Source organism: Arsenophonus nasoniae DSM 15247, assembly GCF_000429565.1.
Lineage (GTDB): Bacteria > Pseudomonadota > Gammaproteobacteria > Enterobacterales > Enterobacteriaceae > Arsenophonus > Arsenophonus nasoniae.
Genome location: NZ_AUCC01000032.1, coordinates 11407 through 35748 on the forward strand (window position 1 = coordinate 11407; position 24342 = coordinate 35748).

16 protein-coding genes and 1 pseudogene are annotated in these 24342 nt (G+C 37.7%); 10 read left to right on the forward strand and 7 right to left on the reverse strand.

Features of this window, described 5'->3' with window-relative positions:
• Positions 1–34: 34 nt before the first annotated feature.
• Both G468_RS0108880 and ydiJ read right to left on the reverse strand, forming a co-directional pair.
• Positions 35–445 carry a hotdog fold thioesterase gene (locus G468_RS0108880; RefSeq protein WP_026822827.1) on the reverse strand — a complete coding sequence of 137 codons (411 nt, stop codon included), beginning with the start codon at positions 443–445 and terminating at the stop codon, positions 35–37.
• A pseudogene (gene ydiJ / locus G468_RS20275) lies at positions 442–3496 on the reverse strand (D-2-hydroxyglutarate dehydrogenase YdiJ). The gene G468_RS0108880 and the pseudogene ydiJ overlap by 4 nt, the downstream one beginning before the upstream one ends.
• A 213-nt stretch (positions 3497–3709) precedes the next feature.
• Between ydiJ and ydiK the strand changes: the two are divergent.
• The 7 genes from ydiK to G468_RS0108920 all read left to right on the forward strand — a co-directional run bounded on the left by ydiK (position 3710) and on the right by G468_RS0108920 (position 12413).
• A complete protein-coding gene (gene ydiK, locus G468_RS0108890; RefSeq protein ID WP_026822828.1) occupies positions 3710–4819 on the forward strand; it encodes an AI-2E family transporter YdiK in 1110 nt (369 codons plus the stop codon).
• 1215 nt (positions 4820–6034) lie between these two features.
• Positions 6035–6217: a hemin uptake protein HemP gene (gene hemP, locus G468_RS0108895; RefSeq protein WP_026822829.1), complete on the forward strand. Its 183-nt coding sequence runs from the start codon at positions 6035–6037 to the stop codon at positions 6215–6217.
• Positions 6218–6296: 79 nt separating this feature from the next.
• Positions 6297–8366 (forward strand): TonB-dependent receptor domain-containing protein, encoded by a 2070-nt coding sequence (locus G468_RS0108900; RefSeq protein ID WP_051297008.1) that lies wholly within the window; start codon positions 6297–6299, stop codon positions 8364–8366.
• Positions 8367–8718: 352 nt separating this feature from the next.
• Positions 8719–9771 (forward strand): hemin-degrading factor, encoded by a 1053-nt coding sequence (locus G468_RS0108905; protein WP_026822831.1) that lies wholly within the window; start codon positions 8719–8721, stop codon positions 9769–9771.
• 20 nt (positions 9772–9791) lie between these two features.
• Positions 9792–10616, forward strand: a complete 825-nt coding sequence (locus G468_RS0108910; protein ID WP_026822832.1) for a heme/hemin ABC transporter substrate-binding protein — start codon at positions 9792–9794, stop codon at positions 10614–10616.
• A complete protein-coding gene (locus G468_RS0108915) occupies positions 10616–11611 on the forward strand; it encodes a FecCD family ABC transporter permease (protein ID WP_026822833.1) in 996 nt (331 codons plus the stop codon). Before G468_RS0108910 ends, G468_RS0108915 begins: the two co-directional genes overlap by 1 nt.
• 10 nt (positions 11612–11621) lie before the next feature.
• Positions 11622–12413 carry a heme ABC transporter ATP-binding protein gene (locus G468_RS0108920; protein ID WP_034249622.1) on the forward strand — a complete coding sequence of 264 codons (792 nt, stop codon included), beginning with the start codon at positions 11622–11624 and terminating at the stop codon, positions 12411–12413.
• Between the two features lie 127 nt (positions 12414–12540).
• On the opposite strand, the gene ppsA is transcribed toward G468_RS0108920, so the two are convergent.
• The gene (ppsA, locus tag G468_RS0108925) at positions 12541–14919 is read right to left on the reverse strand and encodes a phosphoenolpyruvate synthase (RefSeq protein ID WP_026822835.1); all 2379 of its coding nucleotides are present in this window, start codon (positions 14917–14919) and stop codon (positions 12541–12543) included.
• Between the two features lie 237 nt (positions 14920–15156).
• On the opposite strand from ppsA, the gene ppsR reads away from it, so the two are divergent.
• The 3 genes from ppsR to G468_RS0108940 all read left to right on the forward strand — a co-directional run bounded on the left by ppsR (position 15157) and on the right by G468_RS0108940 (position 18965).
• Positions 15157–15996 carry a posphoenolpyruvate synthetase regulatory kinase/phosphorylase PpsR gene (gene ppsR, locus G468_RS0108930; RefSeq protein WP_026822836.1) on the forward strand — a complete coding sequence of 280 codons (840 nt, stop codon included), beginning with the start codon at positions 15157–15159 and terminating at the stop codon, positions 15994–15996.
• Between the two features lie 139 nt (positions 15997–16135).
• Complete coding sequence (locus G468_RS0108935) at positions 16136–17182, forward strand: 3-deoxy-7-phosphoheptulonate synthase (protein WP_026822837.1); 1047 nt, start codon at positions 16136–16138, stop codon at positions 17180–17182.
• A 295-nt stretch (positions 17183–17477) separates the two neighbouring features.
• Positions 17478–18965, forward strand: coding sequence for a helicase HerA-like C-terminal domain-containing protein (locus G468_RS0108940; RefSeq protein WP_026822838.1), 1488 nt, complete (start codon positions 17478–17480; stop codon positions 18963–18965).
• A 100-nt stretch (positions 18966–19065) separates the two neighbouring features.
• Here G468_RS0108940 and G468_RS0108945 read toward each other — a convergent pair whose 3' ends face one another.
• The 4 genes from G468_RS0108945 to guaB all read right to left on the reverse strand — a co-directional run bounded on the left by G468_RS0108945 (position 19066) and on the right by guaB (position 24084).
• The gene (locus tag G468_RS0108945) at positions 19066–19815 is read right to left on the reverse strand and encodes a S1 family peptidase (protein ID WP_026822839.1); all 750 of its coding nucleotides are present in this window, start codon (positions 19813–19815) and stop codon (positions 19066–19068) included.
• A 66-nt stretch (positions 19816–19881) separates the two neighbouring features.
• Positions 19882–20478, reverse strand: coding sequence for a lytic polysaccharide monooxygenase (locus G468_RS0108950; RefSeq protein ID WP_026822840.1), 597 nt, complete (start codon positions 20476–20478; stop codon positions 19882–19884).
• 497 nt (positions 20479–20975) lie between these two features.
• Positions 20976–22553, reverse strand: a complete 1578-nt coding sequence (gene guaA, locus G468_RS0108955) for a glutamine-hydrolyzing GMP synthase (protein WP_026822841.1) — start codon at positions 22551–22553, stop codon at positions 20976–20978.
• Positions 22554–22620: 67 nt separating this feature from the next.
• Positions 22621–24084 carry an IMP dehydrogenase gene (gene guaB, locus G468_RS0108960; protein WP_026822842.1) on the reverse strand — a complete coding sequence of 488 codons (1464 nt, stop codon included), beginning with the start codon at positions 24082–24084 and terminating at the stop codon, positions 22621–22623.
• Between the last annotated feature and the right edge of the window lie 258 nt (positions 24085–24342).

Genomic DNA, 24342 nt, shown 5'->3' on the forward strand with positions numbered 1-24342 from the left:
AAAAAAATTTACTTTTGTTCTTAATCACGCGCCATTAAATTATTGCGGTTGTCAAACGGCAAATACAGCTCAGTTTTAATTGTTCATCAAAAATTTTTATCGACCAGACTTGTTGCCGTCGCCCTAGATGGATCGCGCTACACACGCCACGCACTTTGCCTGAAGATACTGGCCTAATATGGCTAGCGTTAATTTCAGTACCGACCACTTTTTGCTCACCTTGAGTACACAGATAACCGGCTATCGAGCCTAACGATTCAGCTAATACCACCGAAGCACCACCATGTAATAATCCAAACGGTTGCATGGTACGTTGATCAACCGGCATTGTTGCTTCAATGGTATCATCGCTGATACTTAGCATAACAATACCTAAATGGGATAAAATGCTGTTTTTACTCCAACTATTAATTTCTTCGAGGGTATAAGGACGTTGCCAAATCATTTAATAATCTCCAATAGTGCTTGTAATGGATGTTTTATTATTCCTTCTCCATTCGCTTTACTTGACTACGGCAGGAATAGCCAGTTGCTAAACAGCGTTTTAGGGGTAATTTTTGTAATTGATTTCCCCAAGATAAGGCATAAATTCCCTTTGAATTTGCCAAATGTTTAACTTCATGACCATAAGTTCCTGCCATCCCGCAACAGCCAACATTCACATTAATAAGTTGACAACCGAATTGAGCAAAAATTTTAATCCAATGCTGAGCACTAGCAGCGAGCAATGACATTTCGGTACAGTGCCCCAATAAATACCATTTTTCAGTTGTTAACTTCGATACGGGCTTTGACGCTAGTGCTGTTATCAGCCATTCATTAACTAATTTAACCTCAAAATCACCACGTTTATTACCGAGAATTTGATTATATTCATCGCGATAACAGAGCACTAGAGCTGGATCGATACCGACCATAGGAATTGATAATTTAGCTAAACGGTTAAGAAAATTCGCTGTCTTTTGTGCTGTTTCGGCAAAACGGGTTAAATATCCCTTAATATGTAACGCTTTTCCATTAGCTAAAAAGGGCAATAATATCGGCCGATAACCTAATCGTTCAATTAAATGAATAAAATCAGCAACCACCTTAGCATCATAATAGCTAGTAAAGGGGTCTTGGACGATAAAAACAAATTGACTGCGCATCTTTTCTGATAAACTTTCTAACTGCGACAATGACAGTGATAATGCTGCATGCGCAGCCAATTGTTGTTGTAAACTGGGCGTAGAAAGTTGAGGAAAATCTGTTAATCCAATCACCTTGTAACTTAAAGTTTGTATCCACTTTTGCTGTAAGATAAAATTAAACCAACGTGGATGCTTTGCCATTAACGGTAAAGTCAATTCAATACTGGCAACAACATAGTCACTGATTGGTCGCAAATAGCGGCTATAATAGAGCGCTAAAAATTTTGCTCTAAAAGTGGGAACATCAATTTTAACTGGGCATTGAGTTGAACATGCTTTACAAGCTAAACAGCCCGCCATCGCTTCTTTTACTTCATGGGAAAAATCATATTGTCCACACTTAGCTCGCAAGGTATGGTATAAGCGTGTTATTTTTTGCCACCAAGAGAGTTTATAACTCTTGATATCCTCGGCAAATAACTTTAGGTTTATGCCATGCTTAACCTGTAACCTTAACCACTCTCGCATTAAAGTTGCCCTTCCTTTAGGTGAATGAATGCGTTGTTGTGATATTTTCATCGAAGGGCACATTGGACTATTAACATCAAAATTAAAACATAAACCATTGCCGTTACATGCCATGACACGCTCAAAAGTTTGCCTTACATTAATCGGGATGATGCGATCATAAGTTCCTCTTTTCACTGTATCGATCGGTATTAACGGAAGCTCTACATTAAGCGATGAGCATATTTTTCCTGGATTTAATTGATTAAAGGGATCAAACGCGGTTTTAATGTGACAAAGTATTTGATAAAGCTGGTTACCAAAAAATTGTCGGCCATAGCTGGAGCGAAAACCTTTGCCGTGTTCTCCCCATAATAAGCCGCCATATTTAGCCGTAAGTTGAACAATTTGATCAGAAATTTGCTTCATTAATACTTCTTGCTGAGGATCACACATATCCATTACCGGGCGAACGTGTAATACTCCAGCATCAACATGACCAAACATGCCATAAGCTAAATTATTACGGTCAAGCAACGCACGAAATTCAGCAATATAATCGGCTAAATGCTCTGGCGGCACACAAGTATCCTCTACGAAAGGTATTGGCTTTGCTAACCCTTTAGTATTAGCCAATAGACCAACCGCTTTTTTTCTCATCGTATAGATACGTTCAATATCTGCTAAATGATGGCATATCTGATAACCAAGGATACCAGAATTACCTGCTTGCTTTAGCTTATCCAATTGCGAGCATAAGCGGGTTAATTGCTGATTAATTTTTTCTTCATTATCCCCACTAAATTCAACAATATTTAATGCTGATATTTTTTTTCATCGACATCGTTAACCAATTTACTTACTGACTGCCAGATAATATCTTGACGCGCTAAAGATAGGATTTTAGCATCCACCGTTTCTACTGATAATGCATTAGCTGCCACCATAAACGGTGCATTACGTAACGCTGAATCAAATGAATCATAGTTTATATTAACTAATCGTCTTACTTTAGGTAATGGAGTAATATTTAGCTTAGCTTCGGTAATGAAAGCCAGCGTTCCTTCCGAGCCGGTTAAAATTCGAGTTAAATCAAAGTGAGTCATACTATCGTCAAACACATGACGCAAATCATAACCGGTTAAAAAACGATTTAAACGCGGGAATTTAGCCAGAATTAGTTGTCGCTGCTGATGACAATGTTGATAAACGGTGCGATATATGCGGCCAATAGTTGATTGCTGCTGTGCAATACGCTTCGCCGACTCAACTGGCATCGGAGAGGTTTCTAATACGTCGCCACCCAGTAAAACGGCTTTAATACTCAGTACATGATCCGATGTTTTACCATAAACTAATGAACCTTGACCTGATGTATCAGTATTAATCATGCCACCCAAAGTGGCTCGGTTACTGGTTGATAATTCTGGTGAGAAAAAATAACCGTAAGGTGCCAAAAATTGATTAAGCTGATCTTTTATTACACCCGCTTCCACCCTAACCCATTTTTGTGCCACATCAATTTGCAAAATTTTTTGCATATAGCGCGACAGATCAACCACAATACCCTCAGTCAAAGCCTGACCATTGGTCCCTGTGCCACCGCCTCGAGGCGTAAAGGTTAATGACTGAAATTGTTTATCCGTAGCTAGTTTTGCCAATAGTTGAACATCGCTAGTCGAACGTGGATAGACAACCGCTTGAGGAAGGAGCTGATAGATACTATTATCTGTTGCCATTGATAAACGTTCAGCATAACTAGTGGTTAAATCACCGCTAAAACCTTGCTCTTTTAATATAGTCAAATACTTAGTTATCTGTTGACTGACTTGATGAGAGCGTCCTATACGTTGGATCATGATATTAGTAACTCTTTTTAATTAGTGTTCACTTTGCATTTTATGTACTATCTTTGATTGAGAGTACATACCAGATAAAACTTGGCAATTAATATTTTGTAAACAATACAGTTTCCATTATCACCCTACTTTTATTAGTTACAAAAACAGGATTATTCATGTAATAGACAATCAAGAATATCTACCGGTCATTTTTTATAATCAGGCTAATATATGGAAAAAGCGCAATCTCCTAATGATTTACCCAAATTTATTTTTAGTATAATTGCTATTTTATTGATGATAACAGCATGTTTTTGGGTATTAAGACCGTTCATACTTGGTTTTCTCTGGGCAGGCATGGTGGTTATTGCAACCTGGCCATTATTTAAAAAAATTGAAAGCAAACTATGGCATAAAAAATGGCTAGCGAGTATAGCGATGACATTAATAGTAATCCTATTATTCGTTATTCCTTTTGCCATCCTAATTGGTAGCATAATACAAAATAGTGGCCCACTAATTGAATGGGCCAAATCGCCGGCTGAAATTCGATTACCTGAGCTATTGTGGTTAAAAAATCTCCCCTTCATTGGTAATAAACTTTTTTATGGTTGGCATACACTGGTAGCGAATGGTGGCAATACATTAATTTCTAAATTACAACCTTATGTCGGAGAAGCAACCAGTTGGTTCTTAGCACAAGCCATTAATGCCGGGCGTTTTATGTTTCATCTTATCGTAATGTTACTATTTAGTGCACTACTCTTTCTAAAAGGTGAAAGTGTTATATCAAGTATCAGACACTTTGCTATTCGTCTGGCAGGCACACGAGGCGATATGGCTATTCTACTTGCTGGTCAATCAATTCGTGCCGTTGCATTAGGTGTTGTTGTAACTGCATTAATACAAGCGATTATCAGTGGTATTGGTTTAGCTTTAGCAGATGTTCCTTACGCTGCAATATTAACAATTCTTATCTTTGTATGTTGTGTTGCCCAACTTGGCCCTTTATTGATTATGGTGCCCTCGATAATATGGTTATTCTGGTCAGGCGATACCAGCTGGGCGATTATCATGATTGTATGGAGCATTATTGTCGCAACAATGGATGGTGTACTACGTCCTATTTTAATAAAGATGGGTGCGAATTTATCAATGATCCTTATTTTAATTGGTGTTATTGGTGGAATTTTATCATTTGGTGTAATTGGTCTTTTTATTGGCCCAGTAGTTTTAGCTGTCTCGCATAATTTACTAACTGCCTGGATGAATGATGTCGCAAAACCAACTAAATTATCAAACAATTTAACCAAAACTAATTTATATAAGAAAGATTCTTAAATAAAAATGATTGACTTAATTAATATTCTTATTAATCATTATACTTAAATTATTTAAAAATTGTTCTGTTAAAAAATTGCCAAAATATCGATTAATCAAGCGTAATTAAATTCCATTAATTTTAACATTAATATGATTAAATAATAATCTTATTTATTTACACCTGAAAGTAAAATTTTTATTGAGATAATTCTTAGTGATAAAATCTTAGAGTTATTTTAATATAATGCTTATAGATTAACCTGTTGATGAATTATTGATTTCAATTATTTTCGGTATCATTATGTAATATAAAAATGATGATACCTCTAGAATATTGCTGTGTGTAGTCTTTGCCTGTCAGCCCATGATAGGCTTTTTTTTCTGTTTTATTCAATAAAATCGATGATAACAAATTGATTTATAATGATATTCTTGAATTATATTTATAGAGTCTAAAAAGTAACTTTGATAAAGTAAGATACTTACCTACAAATATTCATATTTTTAATTAAGCCTGACAAATATTGATTAATAATAAAACATACATAAATTTTACCTGTTATTAATTTACTGTTCAATTGACTATCAAATACTATATATTATTATTTGATTTTTATTTTATAACAGCAAATGAGCCTTATTTTATATCATAATCTGGTCTGTCATCCGTCCAGATATAATTGAACATATAATTTACAAAATTAAACTATATTATATTTTTTCACCTCACTGAATATAAATAAAATAGTAAAAATAACCTAAAGTTAACAATAAATAAGTGAATAAAAAATCATGAAAAACAAATAAAAGTTTCGAACGTTATCTACTGACTATAATATAAGCAAATATAATTTGTTATTTTAAAATACTATTTTATTATATAATTGAATTATATTTGAAAACATACTTATTACCTATTTTACTGTCCAATATATGAATAAAAAACTATAAAAAACAGATAAAGATAACTGATTATTCTAATATCCTATAAAACAATAATTCTAATTTATAAAAATTATTTATATTTTTTCAACCTCTCTTTATAAGAATAATTCTATTTGATTGTTTTTAAAAAAATTTTGTAATTATTTATCATTATTTCACTTTATTACTGTTTATCTATAGAGGAAAAAACTTGATTAACAACAAGACAATAATGATTATCATTACCATTACTATTATTTGGTTATACCTCTTCAATATGAACACACTCAGCCAAAGCAATCTACTTATATGAATAAACTCAGCCAAAGTGATCTACTTAATTCAGATATAAAGCAAATATCAACTCCGGTAATTAATACCATTAATAGCCAACATCTATTGAATCAAAAAGGAATTGCGAATATTTACCATCAAGGTGAAATTTATCAATTACGCCAGACAAGAGCAGGCAAATTAATTTTAACTAAATAGAATTTAATCAACACCAAGCCACCTAACTACTATCAGGCAGCCAACGTTTAGATCTACTATAATTATAGGAAGGGATACTATGGATCTCAAGCAAAAGACTGCCTTAAAATCAAACAATTACCTTAAAAATTCACTATATAGTGTATCTTGTATCATCGGACTGATCATTTCGCCACAATCCTGGTCCAAATCAGACGAGAAAGCCATTATCGTATACGCTGATGAAGCTATGCCAAATATATCCACTACCGCTAAAACATATACTGTCATTAATACTAGTCAGCCAAAATATCAATATGCATCTGATGCATTAGGTTTATTAAAAAAAACGCCCGGACTCAGTCTTTCAGGCATTGGCAGTACAAATGGGCAAACTTTAAACATGCGTGGCTATGAAAAATCTGGCGTTCTCATCACCATTGATGGTATTCGGCAAGATATTAATGCCGGGACTATCACTGGCACATTTCTCGACCCAATGTATATAAAAAAAATTATTGCCATACAAGGCAGTAATAGCCTACAACATGGTAGTGGAGCATTGGGTGGGACAATTGCCCTAAAAACAGTTACCGCACGGGATCTGCTGGCACCAGAACAATCTCATGGCGCTATTTTGACATTAAGCCATAGCCGTAATGATCAGGGATATCAATATGGTAGTTTACTTTTTGGCAAAACTCATCATGTTGATGGATTAATGGCTTTAAGCAGGCGAACAAAAGGGTCCTCCCGTTTAAGTAATGGCTCAATACCCTATAATAAGGAGGATATCCACAACCTACTCGCCAAAGGTAACTGGATGATGACTCCGTCATATATAATTTCAGCTCAATTACGCTATTATCAAAATGAGGGAATACAGCTAAAAAATCCAGAAGTTGTCGAACCCAGCAAGTACAAAAATAGCCGTTACGATCGTAATACTAGCCAATATGATATTCAATTAACGCAAAAAATTTATCCTCTTCAAGCAGAAAATTGGCTTATAGATTGGGATCTTTACTATAGTAAGGTGATAATCGAACAAAAACCCATTGAACAGGTAAAACACTCGCTCTTTAGCATTAATAAGCATGGTGAGGAAAAACGCTCGCTGATTAGCAAAGGAAGCAAGATAACTCACTATTTTATCTGGGATCATGATCAATTTGCGGCTCACCATTTCAACATTGGTAGCGAATTTAATCAACAGCAGCAAGAGGCTAATGAACAAGCAGATTTCTTTCCACCAGCAACATTACGTAATATTGCAGTCTGGTTAGAGGACGAAATCCGATTAAACACCTTGCCAATCACATTTTCTATCGGCACCCGTTACTCTAACTATAGAAATAATAGTGATAAATACAGTAGCAATCAGGATTCTCAATGGACATCGCGTGGCGCAGTTAGCTTTACTCCAACAAACTGGTTGGAACTTTTCAGCTCTTATGCTGAGGGTTACAGAACGCCTAGCTTAAATGAAATTTATAATGACTCCAAACACTTCGCGCAGAATTATTTCAAGCCAAACCCGAATTTACAACCTGAACGCAATCAGACAATTGAATACGGCATAAACTTACAGTTTAATAATAAGTTACTCACTAATGACCGCTTACAATGGCGAACTGCTGTTTTTAATACTAAAGCAACTAATTATATCACAACTGTAATCCATGGCTTTCCACCTATCGGAAACACATTAAGCATTAATACACCCTCTGTCGTCATTCATGGTATCGACAGCAGTCTTAACTATATCACGCCTTGGTTTAATGCTGCACTCGCTTATAATCGCACTCATGCTAAAGACACCATAACAGGCATGAGCATTTCATCAATTCGACCAGAAAGTTTAACGGCTTCACTTGATCTACCACTGGCTAATAGCGGTTTTTCCTTGGGCTGGGTTGGTCAATTTGCCGCCAAAACCAACCTTTCCGGTGATCGCAAAACTGGCAGAGATAAATATCGACAACCTATTATGCAACAAGCGGGTTATGGTGTTAATGATTTTTATATTCATTATCAAGGTGATGGTCAGTTATCAGGGATAAATACGACCCTATCATTGACCAATGCATTTAATAAGTCATACAGCTCATCTTTGGGTGTTCCACAAGAAGGCAGGAATATACATTTTAAAATTAATTATCGCTGGTAATTATTTTCATTAAGCTTAGCACTAAGTCATGAGTAATTGATTATTTATTTTACTCATGACAATTAATTTTTATCGCAAACTTTCGCTCTTTATCCAATCAAAATTTTGTCATAAATAGGTTATTTAGTGCAAATAATAAACAAAATAGCAAAAATCAGACAATCTACAGCAACAAGGGTTTTATAGGGCCAAAGATTTCTATTTAAGCTATAAGTGCTAATAAGCAGGATTTTAGGTTAACAGACAAGTGAGAAGCAATAATTTATGCCGATGTTTAGCATCAGGCATAGCAGGTTAATAATAGCAATAAAAATATGGATCAACACAATATACATAATAAGGAAATGACAGTATGAACGATTCACTTTATAACCGTTACCAGCAAGCAAAACAACAGAGTAGCCTACAATCGATTGCAGAATTGGCTAACCATTTAAATGTCACAGAAGCAGAATTGATCTACGCATGTGCTAATGCTGATGATGCTAAACGGTTAAATGTAAATACCACACTATTATTACCTGAACTGACCAATTTAGGGGAAATAAAAGCGATTACCGCTAATAAATATGCTACTCACATCCATATTGGTGAATTTAAAAATGTTCGTTTAAACAACCAAACGGGTATTGTACTTAATCCCAGAGAGCTTGATTTGCGTATATTTCTTGACCACTGGGCAATCAGCTTTGCCTTAACTGAGACATCTTCCGATAATTTACAACATAGTATTCAGTTTTTTGATTACCATGGTAATGCCGTGCATAAGATCTATGCCACTGAAAAAACCAATATGGCGGTTTGGTATAAGTTGATTAATCAATATCAGATGACCACAAATCCACCATTAAATTTGCGTCCAGCTACTGTCCATCCACAATCACCACAAATTACCCAAACGGTAAAAAAACAACTAGAAACCGATTGGCGTAACATGACAAATGTTCATCAATTTTTTCAACTATTGCAAAAATATAATGTTAAACGACAACAAATCTTCGCCGCAGTCAGCGACGAACTTGCTTATCAAGTTGATAATCATGCGCTCTACCAAATTCTACATAGCGCCTTTAATCAGCAAAATGAAATTATGATCTTTGTCGGTAGCCTTGGATGCATGCAAATATTTACCGGATGCATTCAAAAACTAGCCGCTTATCATGACAAACTAAGTGCACTACAAAAAATTAATGTTTTAAATCCAAAATTCTCACTCAATGTCATTGAAACGGGCATTGCTAACAGTTGGGTAACGCGTAAACCAACCAAGGATGGTATAGTCACCAGCCTGGAAATTTTTGATCATCATGGCGATCCTATCATTCAATTATTTGGTCAACGTACAGAAGGAGAACCTGAACAATTAGATTGGCGGAAGCAAATTTCAACCTTAACTAAAATATAATACCCGGAGTTAAACATAATATGAAATTATGGCTTCTCTCAATTATCATCTCTTTACTCATTCCTTGTTCTCAAGCTAGTGAACGCATTATCACGCTCGGTGGGGATATTACTGAAATTATCTTTGCCCTTAATGAAGGAAAACAGGTTATTGCTCGCGATAGTAGTAGTCGTCAACCAGACTCGGTATTAAAGCTACCAGACGTCGGTTATATGCGTATGTTAAATGCTGAAGGCATTTTATCGTTATACCCAACTTTGATCTTAGCAAGTGAACAGGCAAAACCCGATTTCGCCCTAAAACAAATTCAACAAACAGGCGTTAAGATAATAAAAGTGACAGCAACCCCTACTCTGGCAGCCATACCAGAAAAAATTCGTACCATTGCTAATGCTATCGAACAACCCCAAAAAGGAGAAGCGCTCATTAATAAGCTTAATGAGCAATTGTTATTAATTAATACGGCGCCTCTACAACAAAAAATCATTTTCATATTCAGCCATAATGGCACTGTGCCTCTCGTCGCCGGTCAACGCACTGCAGCAGATAGTATTATTTCAACGGTCGGTGCCCAAAATGCACTACAAGGTTTTAACGGTTATCTTCCACTCTCTCAAGAAGCTATTATTGCCAGTCAACCCGATTGGATTTTAATTACCATTGAAGGGATTCGTTCCTTGGGGGGAATAGAGAAAATCTGGCAATTACCCGGTATTAATATGACACCTGCCGGTAAAAATAAAACATTACTGGTGGTTAATGATTTAGGACTACTCGGATTTGGACTATCAACGCCGAGCGTTATGAAACAAATACGCGATGCTTTGGAAAAAACCAATAAATGATGAAACAATTCGCTTATCCAAAAGTAGGATTATTGATTTTATTTTGCATTGTTATTTTAATTGTCGTACTGGCGGCAAATGTAGGCGCTATGCCTCTGTCATTTAATACACTTTGGCAATTACCCTTAACAGATAATCATTGGCAAATTTGGCTAACTATTCGCTTACCCCGTATTTTATTAGCATTATTAGTCGGCTGCGCATTAGCGGTTGCGGGTGCTATTATGCAAGGGTTATTTCGTAATCCATTAGCCGATCCAGGCTTACTTGGCATCAGTAGCGGAGCAGCCCTTAGCGTTGCGCTTTTTATTGTTCTTCCCTTGCCTATTTCTTCACTGCTAAGTGATTATGGTTATCTGATCGCCGCTTTTGTTGGCGGCTTTATCGTTGCAATAGTTATTTTTTTATTAACTCACTATTCAAATGGTCAATTAACAAAATTACTTTTGTCAGGCATAGCGATTAATACATTATGCGTATCTTTCATTGGCGTACTTAGCTATGTTAGCGAAGACCAACAATTACGTAGCTTGACATTATGGATGATGGGCTCCTTAAGTCAAAATAATGGTGCGATACTGGCCATTGCCTCTAGCATCATTTCACTAACCATGTTTATGGTCTTACAACAAAGTATGAAACTTAATTTATTACAATTAGGCGATGAAGAAGCCTATTGTCTCGGTTTAAAAGTAAAAAAAAGCAAGTTTATCCTGTTAGTACTGAGCTCACTTTTAATTGGTTGTGCTGTAGCGCTAAGTGGAATAATTGGTTTTATTGGCTTAGTCGTGCCGCATCTAATTAGAATGACCTTTGGCGCCAATCATAAATGGTTATTACCGGCTTCCGCTTTGGCAGGCGCTGCTCTACTACTTATCGCTGATACCATCGCGCGTACCTTAGCCACACCAGCGGAAATTCCAGTTGGCTTAATTACCGGACTAATTGGTGCACCTTATTTTCTCTATCTTATTTTAAAACAGTCACAAGGTTAGTGATAAAATTATGTGCCGTTCCTCTAAACCTTTTATTGAAGCAAAGCGACTCTGCTATCGCGTAAATAGTCAAAATATTATTGATGATTTATCACTGTCACTTTATCACAACCAAATAAGTATTATTATCGGGCCTAACGGTGCTGGTAAATCGACTTTACTACGTTTATTGACCGGTTTTCTTACACCACATACGGGAGACTGTTTATTAGATGGGAAATCGCTGGCAACTTGGGATATCAATAAATTATCGCTTAAACGCGCGGTAATGCATCAACAGCACCAACTCAACTTTCCCTTTAGTGTTGAAGAAATTGTGGCGATGGGACGAAGTCCTCATGCAAATTATTGCTTCAATCAAGCTATCGAAAGTGCATTAATACAAACTGACTGCCTGGCATTACGCTATCGAAATTACCAACAACTTTCCGGCGGCGAACAGCAACGTGTGCAGTTAGCCCGTGTTATCGCCCAACTTTGGCATCCTGAGCCCAATAATAGCTACTTATTTTTGGATGAACCAACCTCAGCACTTGATCTCTATCATCAGCAACAAAGTTTACGCTTATTACATCGTTTAAACCGTCAACAATCTATTGGCGTTTGTTGTATATTGCATGATCTAAACTTGGCAGCATTATATGCAGATCGCATTTATTTACTGCATCAGGGTCAACTGGTTAGTGTCGGCACACCGCAACAAGTCATGACAGAAGAAAATTTACGCCGCTGGTACAGAGCTAATCTTTATGTAAAAACTCACCCAGACAAAAAGGTTCCGCAAATATTTTTACACCACTAACCAATTTAGTTTGATCGGTCATCGCCAATTAACGCAATAAATATTAATCATCATTAACTGAGTCTGCTGTTTTTCATTTTCAGACTCAGTTTGCAAGACAAATTGATGAATAAAAAATTAATCAGTGTTAATCATTTTCCGCCAGTGATAACCAGGTTTTCATCACCGTATCAGGGTTAAGCGAAAGACTATCAATCCCTTCTTTCACTAACCATTGTGCAAAATCCTGATGATCAGAAGGCCCTTGACCACAAATACCTACATACTTGCCTTGTTGTTTAGCGGCCTTTATTGCCATCGATATCAATGCCTTAACTGCTTCATTGCGTTCATCAAATAGCGAAGAGATAATAGCAGAATCACGATCTAGACCGAGTGTTAATTGTGTCATATCATTTGAACCAATGGAGAATCCATCAAAATAGGCAAGAAATTGTTCTGCTAATAGGGCATTTGATGGGATTTCACACATCATGATAATTTTCAAACCATTCTCACCGCGTTTTAAGCCATGATGCGCTAACTCTTCAATAACCGCTTCAGCTTGAGCAACAGTTCTGACAAATGGGATCATAATCTCAACATTGGTTAGTCCCATGATATTTCGCACCCGCTTGACCGCTTCACACTCAAAGGCAAAACATTGGCGAAAACTATCGGCCACATAGCGACCAGCACCCCGAAAACCTAACATTGGGTTTTCTTCATGCGGTTCATAAAGATCACCACCAATTAGGTTAGCGTATTCATTTGATTTAAAATCAGATAAACGAACAATTACCCGTTTCGGCCAAAATGCTGCTGCTAATGTTGCAATTCCTTCCGTTAAGCGACCGATGTAAAACTCCACGGGATCCTGATAACCTAACATTAGCGCTCGAATTTCAGCCTGTAACTCAGTCGTTTGTTGCTCAAATTCCAATAAAGCACGGGGATGCACTCCGATCATGCGATTGATAATAAATTCCAAACGCGCTAAACCCACCCCATCATTAGGTAAACAAGCAAAATCAAATGCCCGATCAGGATTACCAACATTCATCATGATTTTCACCTTCAACGCTGGCATTTTATCTACCTGACAACTTTTGATCTCAAATGGCAATTTATCAGCATAAACAAAACCGGTATCGCCTTCAGCGCAAGAAACGGTTACTAACTGGCCATCTTGTAGGTGCTCAGTCGCATCACCACAGCCAACCACAGCGGGAATACCCAACTCACGTGCAATAATCGCAGCATGACAAGTACGTCCACCACGATTAGTGACAATAGCAGCCGCTCGCTTCATGATAGGTTCCCAATCAGGATCAGTCATATCAGTAACCAAAACATCACCTGCCTGCACACAACTCATTTCACTAATATCATGGATAATTTTAACCGTTCCTGCACCAATACGTTGACCAATCGCACGCCCTTCTACTAATACTTTACCGGTTTTTTTTATTTGATAGCGTTCCATTATTTGCTGATTAGAACGGACAGTCTCAGGTCGCGCCTGGACGATATATAATTTACCATTATGGCCATCTTTAGCCCATTCTATATCCATTGGCCGGCCATAGTGCTGCTCAATTAATAATGCTTGATGAGCAAGCGCTTCAACTTCATGATCAGCTAAAGAAAAACAATTTCGTTGTTTTTCTGCTACCTCTTCAATCCTTACTTGCTTACCATGTTGATGATTATCAGCATAAACCATCCGCACTTTTTTTGAGCCTAACGTTCTGCGCACAATAGCCGGACGCCCCGCTTTTAATGTCGCTTTATGCACATAAAATTCATCAGGATTTACCGCACCTTGAACAACCATCTCGCCAAGACCACACGCTGAGGTAATAAAAACAACCTGATCAAAACCGGATTCAGTATCTATAGTAAACATCACGCCCGAAGAAGCTAAATCAGAACGTACCATACGTTGGATTCCAGCAGAAAGCGCCACACCACGATGATCATACCCTTGATGGACACGATATGAGATAGCCCGGTCATTAAATAGCGAAGCAAAAACATGCTTGATAGCGACCATTACCGCATCAATACCTTGCACGTTCAAAAAAGTTTCTTGCTGACCAGCAAAAGAAGCATCTGGCATATCTTCGGCAGTAGCAGAAGAGCGTACTGCAAAGGAAATATCAGATTCATCGGCGGATAATTGCAAAAAAGCCTGACGGATATCTTTTTCTAATTTAGAACCAAAAGGGGTATCAATGATCCATTGCCGGATTTGGCTACCTGCTTTGGCTAATTGATCCACATCGTCAATATCAATTTCATCCAATAATTGGTATATATGTTGATTAACACCACCTTGTTCTAAAAAATCATTGAAAGCACGAGCGGTAGTAGCAAAGCCATTCGGTACCAGTACATCCAGAACAGCTAAATGTGTAATCATTTCACCTAACGAAGCATTCTTTCCGCCAACTAAATCAACATCATTCATAGTAAGCTGGTTATACCAAAGTATATTGCTTGAAGTTCGGCCATTATCAGACATTGAAAAAGAACCCTTATTAAAATTCATAGAAGTGTAAATATGTTAGTTAGTTGGTAAAACTCTCTCATCGCTAAGACTAACATAATGCTGAACCCAAAATGGAATGGTGAATCGATCAAGCTCATAATAATATTTTTTAACGCCATATAATCTATCATTGGGCTAACAAATTTTTACATTTGATCTTTATTATTTTACTTTCTAAAAATAGAATAAAATGAAAAGGAAAATTAACCAATGGACAATCATCACGCTAAAAATTTAGCACGCTGTGTATTTTTTATCTCCGACGGCACTGCTATTACTGCAGAGACGCTAGGTCATGCTGTTTTATCGCAATTTCCACTTCATTTTTCTTCTTACACACTACCGTTTGTCACCACTGAAAAACGTGCCACAGAAATAAAACAAAGAATTGATCAAATCTATTCTAAAACCCATATTCGCCCGTTGGTTTTTTACTCAATCATCTCGCCAACAGTAAAAAAAATTATTACCACAAGTGCTGGCTGTTGTCAGGATATCGTCCAATCTTTAATTGATCCGATCCAGCAAGAAATTGGCTTAAAACCTGAACCAAAGCTTAACCGTACTCATGGATTATCTAACCTAAATCAATATGATGCTAGAATTGCGGCGATTGAATATACATTGGCACACGATGATGGCATATCATTAAAAAATCTCGATCAGGCTCAAGTAATTTTATTGGGTGTTTCTCGCTGTGGTAAAACACCAACCAGCCTCTATTTAGCCATGCAATTTGCTATTCAGGCTGCCAATTATCCTTTCACCGCAGATGATATGGATAATTTGCAATTACCCTCTGCATTGAAGCCGTATATGAATAAACTCTTTGGTCTAACAATTAGTCCTGAGCGACTAGCGGCTATTCGTGAAGAGCGCTGTGAAAAAAGTCGTTATGCATCTTTACGTCAATGTCGAATAGAGTTAACTGAGGTTGAAGCTTTATTTAGAAGACACAATATTCATTATTTAAATACAACTAATTACTCTGTTGAAGAGATCTCAGCTAAAGTCATCGATACATTCGGTCTAACCCGCCGTATATTTTAATAATTTAAAATTAGCTGAGAAACATTAATTATTTTAACGCTATCTTAAACAACCCTTTGAATCGGTTTATTTTCAGTTAGGGTAATGCTAGTTTATTTAGCAAGAAGATCTGCTACATTGAAGCATATATGAGATAAATATGTATAAAACAGATGAGTTAAAAACTCAACCTATTGATAGCCTTATTGCGCCTCAAGTGCTGGCCAATGCGTTTCCGCTATCCAAAGAAATTATCGAAAACGTGACAATGTCACGAAAAGCGATTGAATTAATTTTAACTGGTCAAGATCAACGACTGTTGGTGATTATTGGCCCCTGTTCGATACATGATACCCAAGCAGCACTTGAATACGCAAAAATGCTGGCTAAGCTGCGTGTCGAATATAAAGATTATCTTGAAATTGTGATGCGTACCTATTTTGAAAAACCACGAACCGTCGTTGGTTGGAAAGGGTTAATTTCCGATCCAGATCTGAACAATTCCTGCCAAGTTAATAAAGGCCTACGATTAGCCCGTGAGCTACTGACTAACATTAACCAACTTGGGCTGCCAACGGCAACTGAATTTTTAGATATGATAATCGGCCAATATGTTGCCGATCTTATTAGCTGGGGAGCCATCGGCGCCAGAACCACAGAAAGCCAAATCCATCGACAAATGGCATCGGCGCTTTCTTGCCCAGTTGGTTTTAAAAATGGTACTGACGGGAATATTAATATTGCGCTTGATGCTATTCGTGCTGCGCGTGCCAGCCATGTATTTTTATCGCCCAATAAAAATGGCCAAATGACTGTTTATCAAACACAAGGTAATCCTTATGGCCATATTATTATGCGGGGAGGAAAACAGCCTAATTATAGCGCTGAAGATATTGCCGTTGCCTGTCGTCAGTTACGCCAATTAGGCTTAGCTGAAAAATTAGTTATCGACTTTAGTCACGGTAATTGTCAAAAAATTCATCAACGCCAAATAGACGTGGCTAAAAACATTGCCCAACAACTGCAAAAAGGCTCGAAAGCGATCGCGGGCATTATGGCAGAAAGTTTTCTCGTAGAAGGTACCCAGCAAGTCATTGCCGGTAAGCCCCTTATTTATGGTCAGTCAATCACCGATCCTTGCTTGGGCTGGCAGGACACGGAACAATTGCTGTCTATACTGGCTGAAGCGGTAAAACATCGGTTTTAATCACCCTACAGGAGAATTTTTCAGCAGCAATTAAATTAATTGTCAAACAAAATTCTCCCTAACCAATAGAATATTTTATCAGGCAGAATTTACTGAATTTTTTATTATTAAAATACCAAATACACCACCATCAGCTATCTTTACCCTATACTCTTTTATAATTTTTTATTAATTGATCATATTTCAACCGTAGCATTAACTGTTCTGTCTGGTAATTAAATATTTAACGAAAATCTGCTAACGAGCCTGGCAACAAAATTATACCCATTATGCCGACTACAGAGGATTAATTTAGATGCAAAAATCTCTTGTCATCGCTAAAAATAGTGAAACTGAATTAGCCATCTTGCCTGCGCTGGCAAATCGACATGGATTAATTACCGGTGCAACAGGAACAGGCAAAACGGTAACGCTACAAAAAATGGCGGAAAGTTTTTCTCAAATTGGGGTGCCGATTTTTATGGCTGATGTAAAAGGTGACCTTTCGGGGATTGGTGCCAAAGGTGTATTAACACCTAAATTACAATCACGCCTGGAAGCGCTTGGCGTAACAGACTGGCATCCCGCTGCTTGCCCAGTCACTTTCTGGGATGTATTTGCCGAACTTGGACATCCGGTACGAGCAACCATCTCAGATATGGGACCATTACTATTATCACGTTTAATGAATTTAAATGATGTGCAAAGTGGTGTATTACAACTTATTTTTAAAATCGCTGACGACAATGGCTTACTACTGCTTGACATGAAAGATCTACGTGCGACGGTTCAATATGTCGGTGAAAATGCGAAACAATTTCAAACGGAATATGGTAACATTGCCGCTACCTCAATCGGTGCCATACAACGTGGTTTATTAACTCTTCAACAGCAAGGGGCTGATTACTTTTTCGGCGAACCTATGCTTGATATCGTCGATCTGATCAAAACCGATTCGAATGGTCAAGGAATGGTTAATATTCTTGCCGCAGACAAACTCTATAATCAGCCAAAGCTATACGCAGTATTTCTATTATGGTTATTATCGGAACTTTTTGAACGTTTGCCTGAAATGGGCGATGTAGAAAAACCGAAACTTGTGTTTTTCTTTGATGAAGCACATCTACTTTTTACTAACGCATCGACTGCACTACTGGAAAAAATCGAACAGGTTGTTCGCCTGATCCGTTCAAAAGGCGTTGGCGTTTATTTTGTTACACAAAATCCCCTTGATATTCCGGATAATATTCTAGGACAGCTTGGCAACCGGGTTCAGCATGCATTACGCGCTTTTACGCCAAGGGATCAAAAAGCCGTTAAAGCAGCAGCCGAAACGATGCGAGCAAATCCAAAATTTAAAGCCGAACAGGCAATAACTGAACTAGGTGTGGGTGAAGCATTAATTTCGTTCTTAGATGAAAAAGGACGTCCAAACATTGTTCAACGGGCTTTCGTTATTGCGCCAGATTCACGCATGGGAATTTTAACTAGCGAAGAACGTAGCCAGTTACTTAATCATTCAAATATTTATGGCAAGTATGAGAAAATGTTGGATCGTGAATCAGCCTATGAAAAACTGGCAAATCAAACCAGCGATGAGATAACAGCTAGTAGCCAAGCAAATCAGACAACAAAAAATACCGAAGATAGTGGGTTTGTTGGCGGCTTAAAAGATTTCCTATTTGGCTCAACCGGCCCCAGAGGAGGTAAAAAAGAGGGTTTAGTGCAAACAGCAACTAAATCTGCAGTACGGCAAATAAGTACTCAAATTATTCGTGGTATTTTGGGTGGTAGAAAACGTTAAAAACAAAAAATAGCAAACCTGGTAGTAGACTACACCAGGTTTGTTAAACAAACATCCTAATGGTATGAATTGTTTTATTTACATAATAAAATCGATAAAATTACTTATTAATATTTTTTAGGATCCAATCACTATAATAACTTACTCTGGTAAATTCCATCGACTGCATTATTGTACGAGAGACTAAACCTACTACCGTGTTGTTACCATCGTTAGCTAATAATGGACTACCCGAATCGCCACCTTCGGTTGCGGTATTATTACCAATTGCACAAATATGCAGTGCGGGTTTATGACAAGTCGGTGGATAACCCTCAGGGACTTCAATACATTGTTTAGGATTGGCTAGCGAAATAATCGTTTTTCGTAAATATTCAGATGTTTTCCCCAATTCAGTATCACCCATACCAATCGCAGTTACTTCAGTACCTTCAGGTAAATTTAGATGTTTATTGATACCATTAATACTGGCAAAATCATTACTAATTGTCTCACGGGCTAACTCAAGTAATGCAATATCATAGGGTACATTAAATGGCGGAGGACAAATCACATCCAGGTCAGAGGGTGGATTACGCCAATAGGGATGACAAATAATCCGTTTAATTTTTACTTTATCTTGATAAATTGCACCCGGATTATAGTGTTCCATACCAACATAAACGTTAAGTTTAGCAATATCGATATTTTCAATACAATGTGCTGCACTCAATACCCAGCGTTTATTAATAAGAACGCTACCACAGCGATGTCTATCAATATCCGCAGAATCAGAAAGACATAATGCACAAAAAAAGGGAAATTCGCCTGGTTCAGCTCGCGTACCATTAGAAATATATTTATTAATCATTGTATTACCATAAAGTTAATTATATTAGAATAACTATTAAAAATAATAATATTTAGCTAATTAAAATTAGCGAACATTGATATTGGCATCAATCACTTGATAGAAGGCATTTGATGTATCTGCAATGGTCCAGACACCTAAAATCACTTGATAACCAGTACGATAAGGTACATTGCATTTCATGGTAACTTCTCGGGCGGGTACTGCGCCACCATCAAATCGTGAACAGAAGGGTTTTAATTCAAACGCAGTGCGACTTAATGGTGCATTAGGATTCCAGTCTTGTTTGGTAATAAAATATTCCCAGCCAGTGGTACTATGTGGGACAGTTAATGTCCAGTGAAACACATTTTCACCTGATCTCATATTAACCTTAGTCCAGCGCGTTACTGATTGTTCATCTAATTGTTTAAACATCCCAACACCAGCGCTGGCTATTTTGCCATCCGCTGGCCCTCTTTGTGGAAAACCTTTTCGTCCTTCAACCGATTGCGGTTCATACTGAATAGGACCACAATTTTTGTTTTCCAACATTGAACATAAATAAGCCCGACTAGCTGGGTTATCAATATAGCCATGCATTGGTTTAATATCAGTGGTGATACTGGCAAAACTCGAGGCACTCAGTAACGCTAACATAGCCAACAGTAATTTTGTTTTCATTTCGCTTACTCCTTGATCAATAATTTTTATTTCTGTAAAGAAATAATGAGTAATAAACGTAATAACAGCTCAGAAAATTATCATCCCAGAACCAGCGCGATAGCAATTTAAAATAATTAGTTAATGCTTAAAAAATACTTACAGCATCTTTAAGAACTAATTAATAAATATAAATAAATAGTAATGATTTTTAGCCGCTTTATAATACAATTATAATGTTATAGATGTTCAATAAATACGATTTTTATATTTAACATTAAATATTTAATAACAGTAAAACCGATAATTAAATAAATTCTCAAATTAATTTCTTATGTAACATATCGCTGAAATCAATTGAATTAATTTAAATAGGTATTTTGTATCGATTATAAATAAAATATTAAATTACTTTTTAATTAAAAATAACAATAATAAAAGTATTGGCTAATAAAAAACCCAGTAAATGTGTTTTACTGGGTTATTAGGGTGAAGTTATTTTGGTTAATATGTGTTTTTTATTCCCACTCAATTGTCGCCGGGGGTTTGCCACTAATATCGTAAACTACCCTAGAGATACCGGCGACTTCATTGATGATCCTATTTGACACTCGGCCAAGAAAATCATAGGGCAAATGTGCCCAATGGGCGGTCATAAAGTCAATAGTTTCAACGGCACGTAATGATACAACCCAGTCATATTTGCGGCCATCTCCCATTACACCAACTGAGCGCACCGGTAAGAAAACGGTGAAGGCTTGGCTGACTTTATGATAAAGATCGGCTTTATGTAATTCCTCAATAAAAATGGCATCTGCTTGGCGTAAGAGATCACAATAAGCTTTCTTCACTTCACCCAGTACCCGCACGCCTAAGCCAGGGCCAGGAAATGGATGACGGTATAACATGTCGTAAGGAAGTCCTAATGCCAGGCCTACTTTACGCACCTCATCTTTAAATAATTCTTTTAATGGCTCAACTAAACCCATTCTCATTTCCGCGGGTAAGCCGCCTACATTGTGGTGAGATTTAATGACATGTGCTTTACCTGTCGCCGAAGCAGCGGACTCAATGACGTCAGGATAAATAGTCCCTTGTGCTAGCCATTTTACTTGCGTTTGTTTAGCGGCTTGTTCATCAAATACATCAATAAAAACACGACCAATCGTTTTACGCTTTAATTCTGGCTCATCAATGCCCGCCAATGCATTAAGAAAGCGCTCTTCGGCAGCCACATGAATAATGTTAAGATCAAATTTACCAGCAAACATGGCCATAACTTGCTGAGCTTCATTTAAGCGTAACAAACCATTATCAACAAAAACGCAAGTGAGTTGTTTACCAATAGCACGATTGAGTAATAGCGCAGTCACTGATGAATCCACACCGCCGGATAGCGCTAAAATCACTTGATCATCACCAATCTGTGCCTTTAGGCGTTGTACCGTATCTTCAACAATCGCCGCCGCAGTCCAACGCGCTTTACAACCACAAATATCTAATACAAAACGCTGTAAAATAGCCGCACCTTGATGTGTGTGAGTGACTTCAGGATGAAATTGGACGCCATAAAAACGTTTTTCATCATTTGCCATAATAGCAAATGGGCAGCTATCGGTACTGGCGATAATCTTAAAATCTGTTGGGATAGCAGTCACTTTATCGCCATGACTCATCCACACATCAAGCAGTGGTTTACCCTCTGCACTTAAGCTGTCATAGATATCACGAAATAGTTCACAGGATTGTTGAATAGAGACCTGAGCGTAGCCAAACTCTCGCTCACCAGACACTTCCACTTGCCCACCTAATTGGATAGACATCGTTTGCATGCCATAACAAATACCTAATACCGGGACGCCGGCCTGAAAAACATATTCCGATGCACGTGGGCTGTTTTGCTCGGTTGTGCTCTCCGGTCCGCCAGAAAGAATAATGCCGTTGGGATTAAATTCACGGATCTGTGCTTCGGAAACATCCCATGCCCAAAGTTCACAATAAACGCCAATTTCACGAATACGACGTGCTATTAATTGCGTGTATTGTGAACCAAAATCAAGGATCAAAATTCGATATTGATGAATGTCAGTTGTCATCTAAAAATAATTCCAAAAACTAATAGTAATTTGACGGTTTATAGTGAAAAAACCACCGCTAAAATAATTAACCTAAACGATAATTAGGTGATTCTTTGGTGATGGTAACATCATGCACATGACTCTCTTGGATGCCCGCACCACTGATCCGTACAAATTCTGCTTTGCTTCTTAATTCATCTATCGTGGCACACCCCGTCAACCCCATACAAGAACGAAGCCCGCCCATTTGCTGATGAACAATATTCTTCAATAATCCTTTATAAGCAACCCGGCCTTCTATTCCTTCAGGAACTAATTTGTCGGCCGCATTATCGGTTTGGAAGTAGCGATCGGAAGAGCCTTTCGACATTGCACCTAATGATCCCATTCCTCGGTAGGCTTTATAAGAGCGTCCCTGAAACAAGATTGTTTCGCCTGGAGATTCTTCAGTACCAGCAAGCATTGAACCAACCATAACGCATGAAGCACCCGCAGCTAGCGCTTTAGCAATATCACCCGAGAAGCGAATCCCGCCATCGGCAATTACTGGAATATTCATACCATCAAGCGCTTCAACCGCATCGGCAATCGCGGTGATCTGAGGTACACCAACACCAGTCACAATTCGGGTTGTACAGATAGAACCCGGACCAATACCAACTTTCACCGCACTGGCACCTGCTTCTGCCAAGGCTTTAGCACCTTCGCCTGTTGCTACGTTACCACCAATAATTGGCAAATCTGGATATTTTGCCCGTGTTTCACGTATACGTTGTAAAACACCCTGCGAATGTCCATGAGAAGAGTCAATTAACAACACATCAACACCGGCCGCGACTAATGCTTCAATACGTTGTTCATTATTCCCACCCGCACCAACTGCGGCTCCAACTCGCAAACGACCTTGCTCATCTTTACATGCATTAGGTTTGCGTTCAGCTTTCTGAAAATCTTTTACTGTAATCATACCAAACAGGTGAAAATTATCATCAACCACCAAGGCTTTTTCTATACGCCTTTCATGCAATTTTTGCAAAACCACATCACGGGATTCACCCTCTTTGACCGTGACCAAATGGGGTTTAGCTGTCATGACTGCAGTAACCGGTTTATCCAAATCGGTGACAAAACGGATATCACGACCGGTAATGATACCCACCAATTCTTTATTATTATTCACCACCGGATAACCCGCAAAACCATTGCGTTCAGCCAGCTCATAGACTTCACGAATGGTGGTTTCCGGCGTGACAGTAACTGGATCGATAACGATGCCACTTTCATACTTTTTAACTCGGCGAACTTCTTCTGCCTGACGCTCAATTGACATATTTTTATGAATAAAACCAATTCCGCCCTCTTGGGCTAATGCAATGGCTAAATCTGATTCAGTCACGGTATCCATGGCAGCAGAAAGCATAGGAATAGTTAAACGGATCGCGGCAGTTAGTTGAGTAGATAAATCAACCGTATTGGGTAATACATTTGAGTGTGCGGGAACTAACAATACATCATCGAATGTTAGCGCTTCTTTCTTTATACGTAGCATAAGCAATATCTCACCAGGCAGAATTTGGAAAAAGATAAAATATTGCGGTGATATTATACATGCCGAAATTTATTGACTCCAGTACTTTCTCACTAAAATTAATTTTTTACCAACAAAAACGCATAATTCCATAATAAGGCTTAGACCTTAGCTTATCAGTAATTTATTTATTAACAGAATGAAATACATTTAAAAATAACATTAATAATCAATTGATTAATTAACATATTGACAATTAAATTTATTTTTATATACACA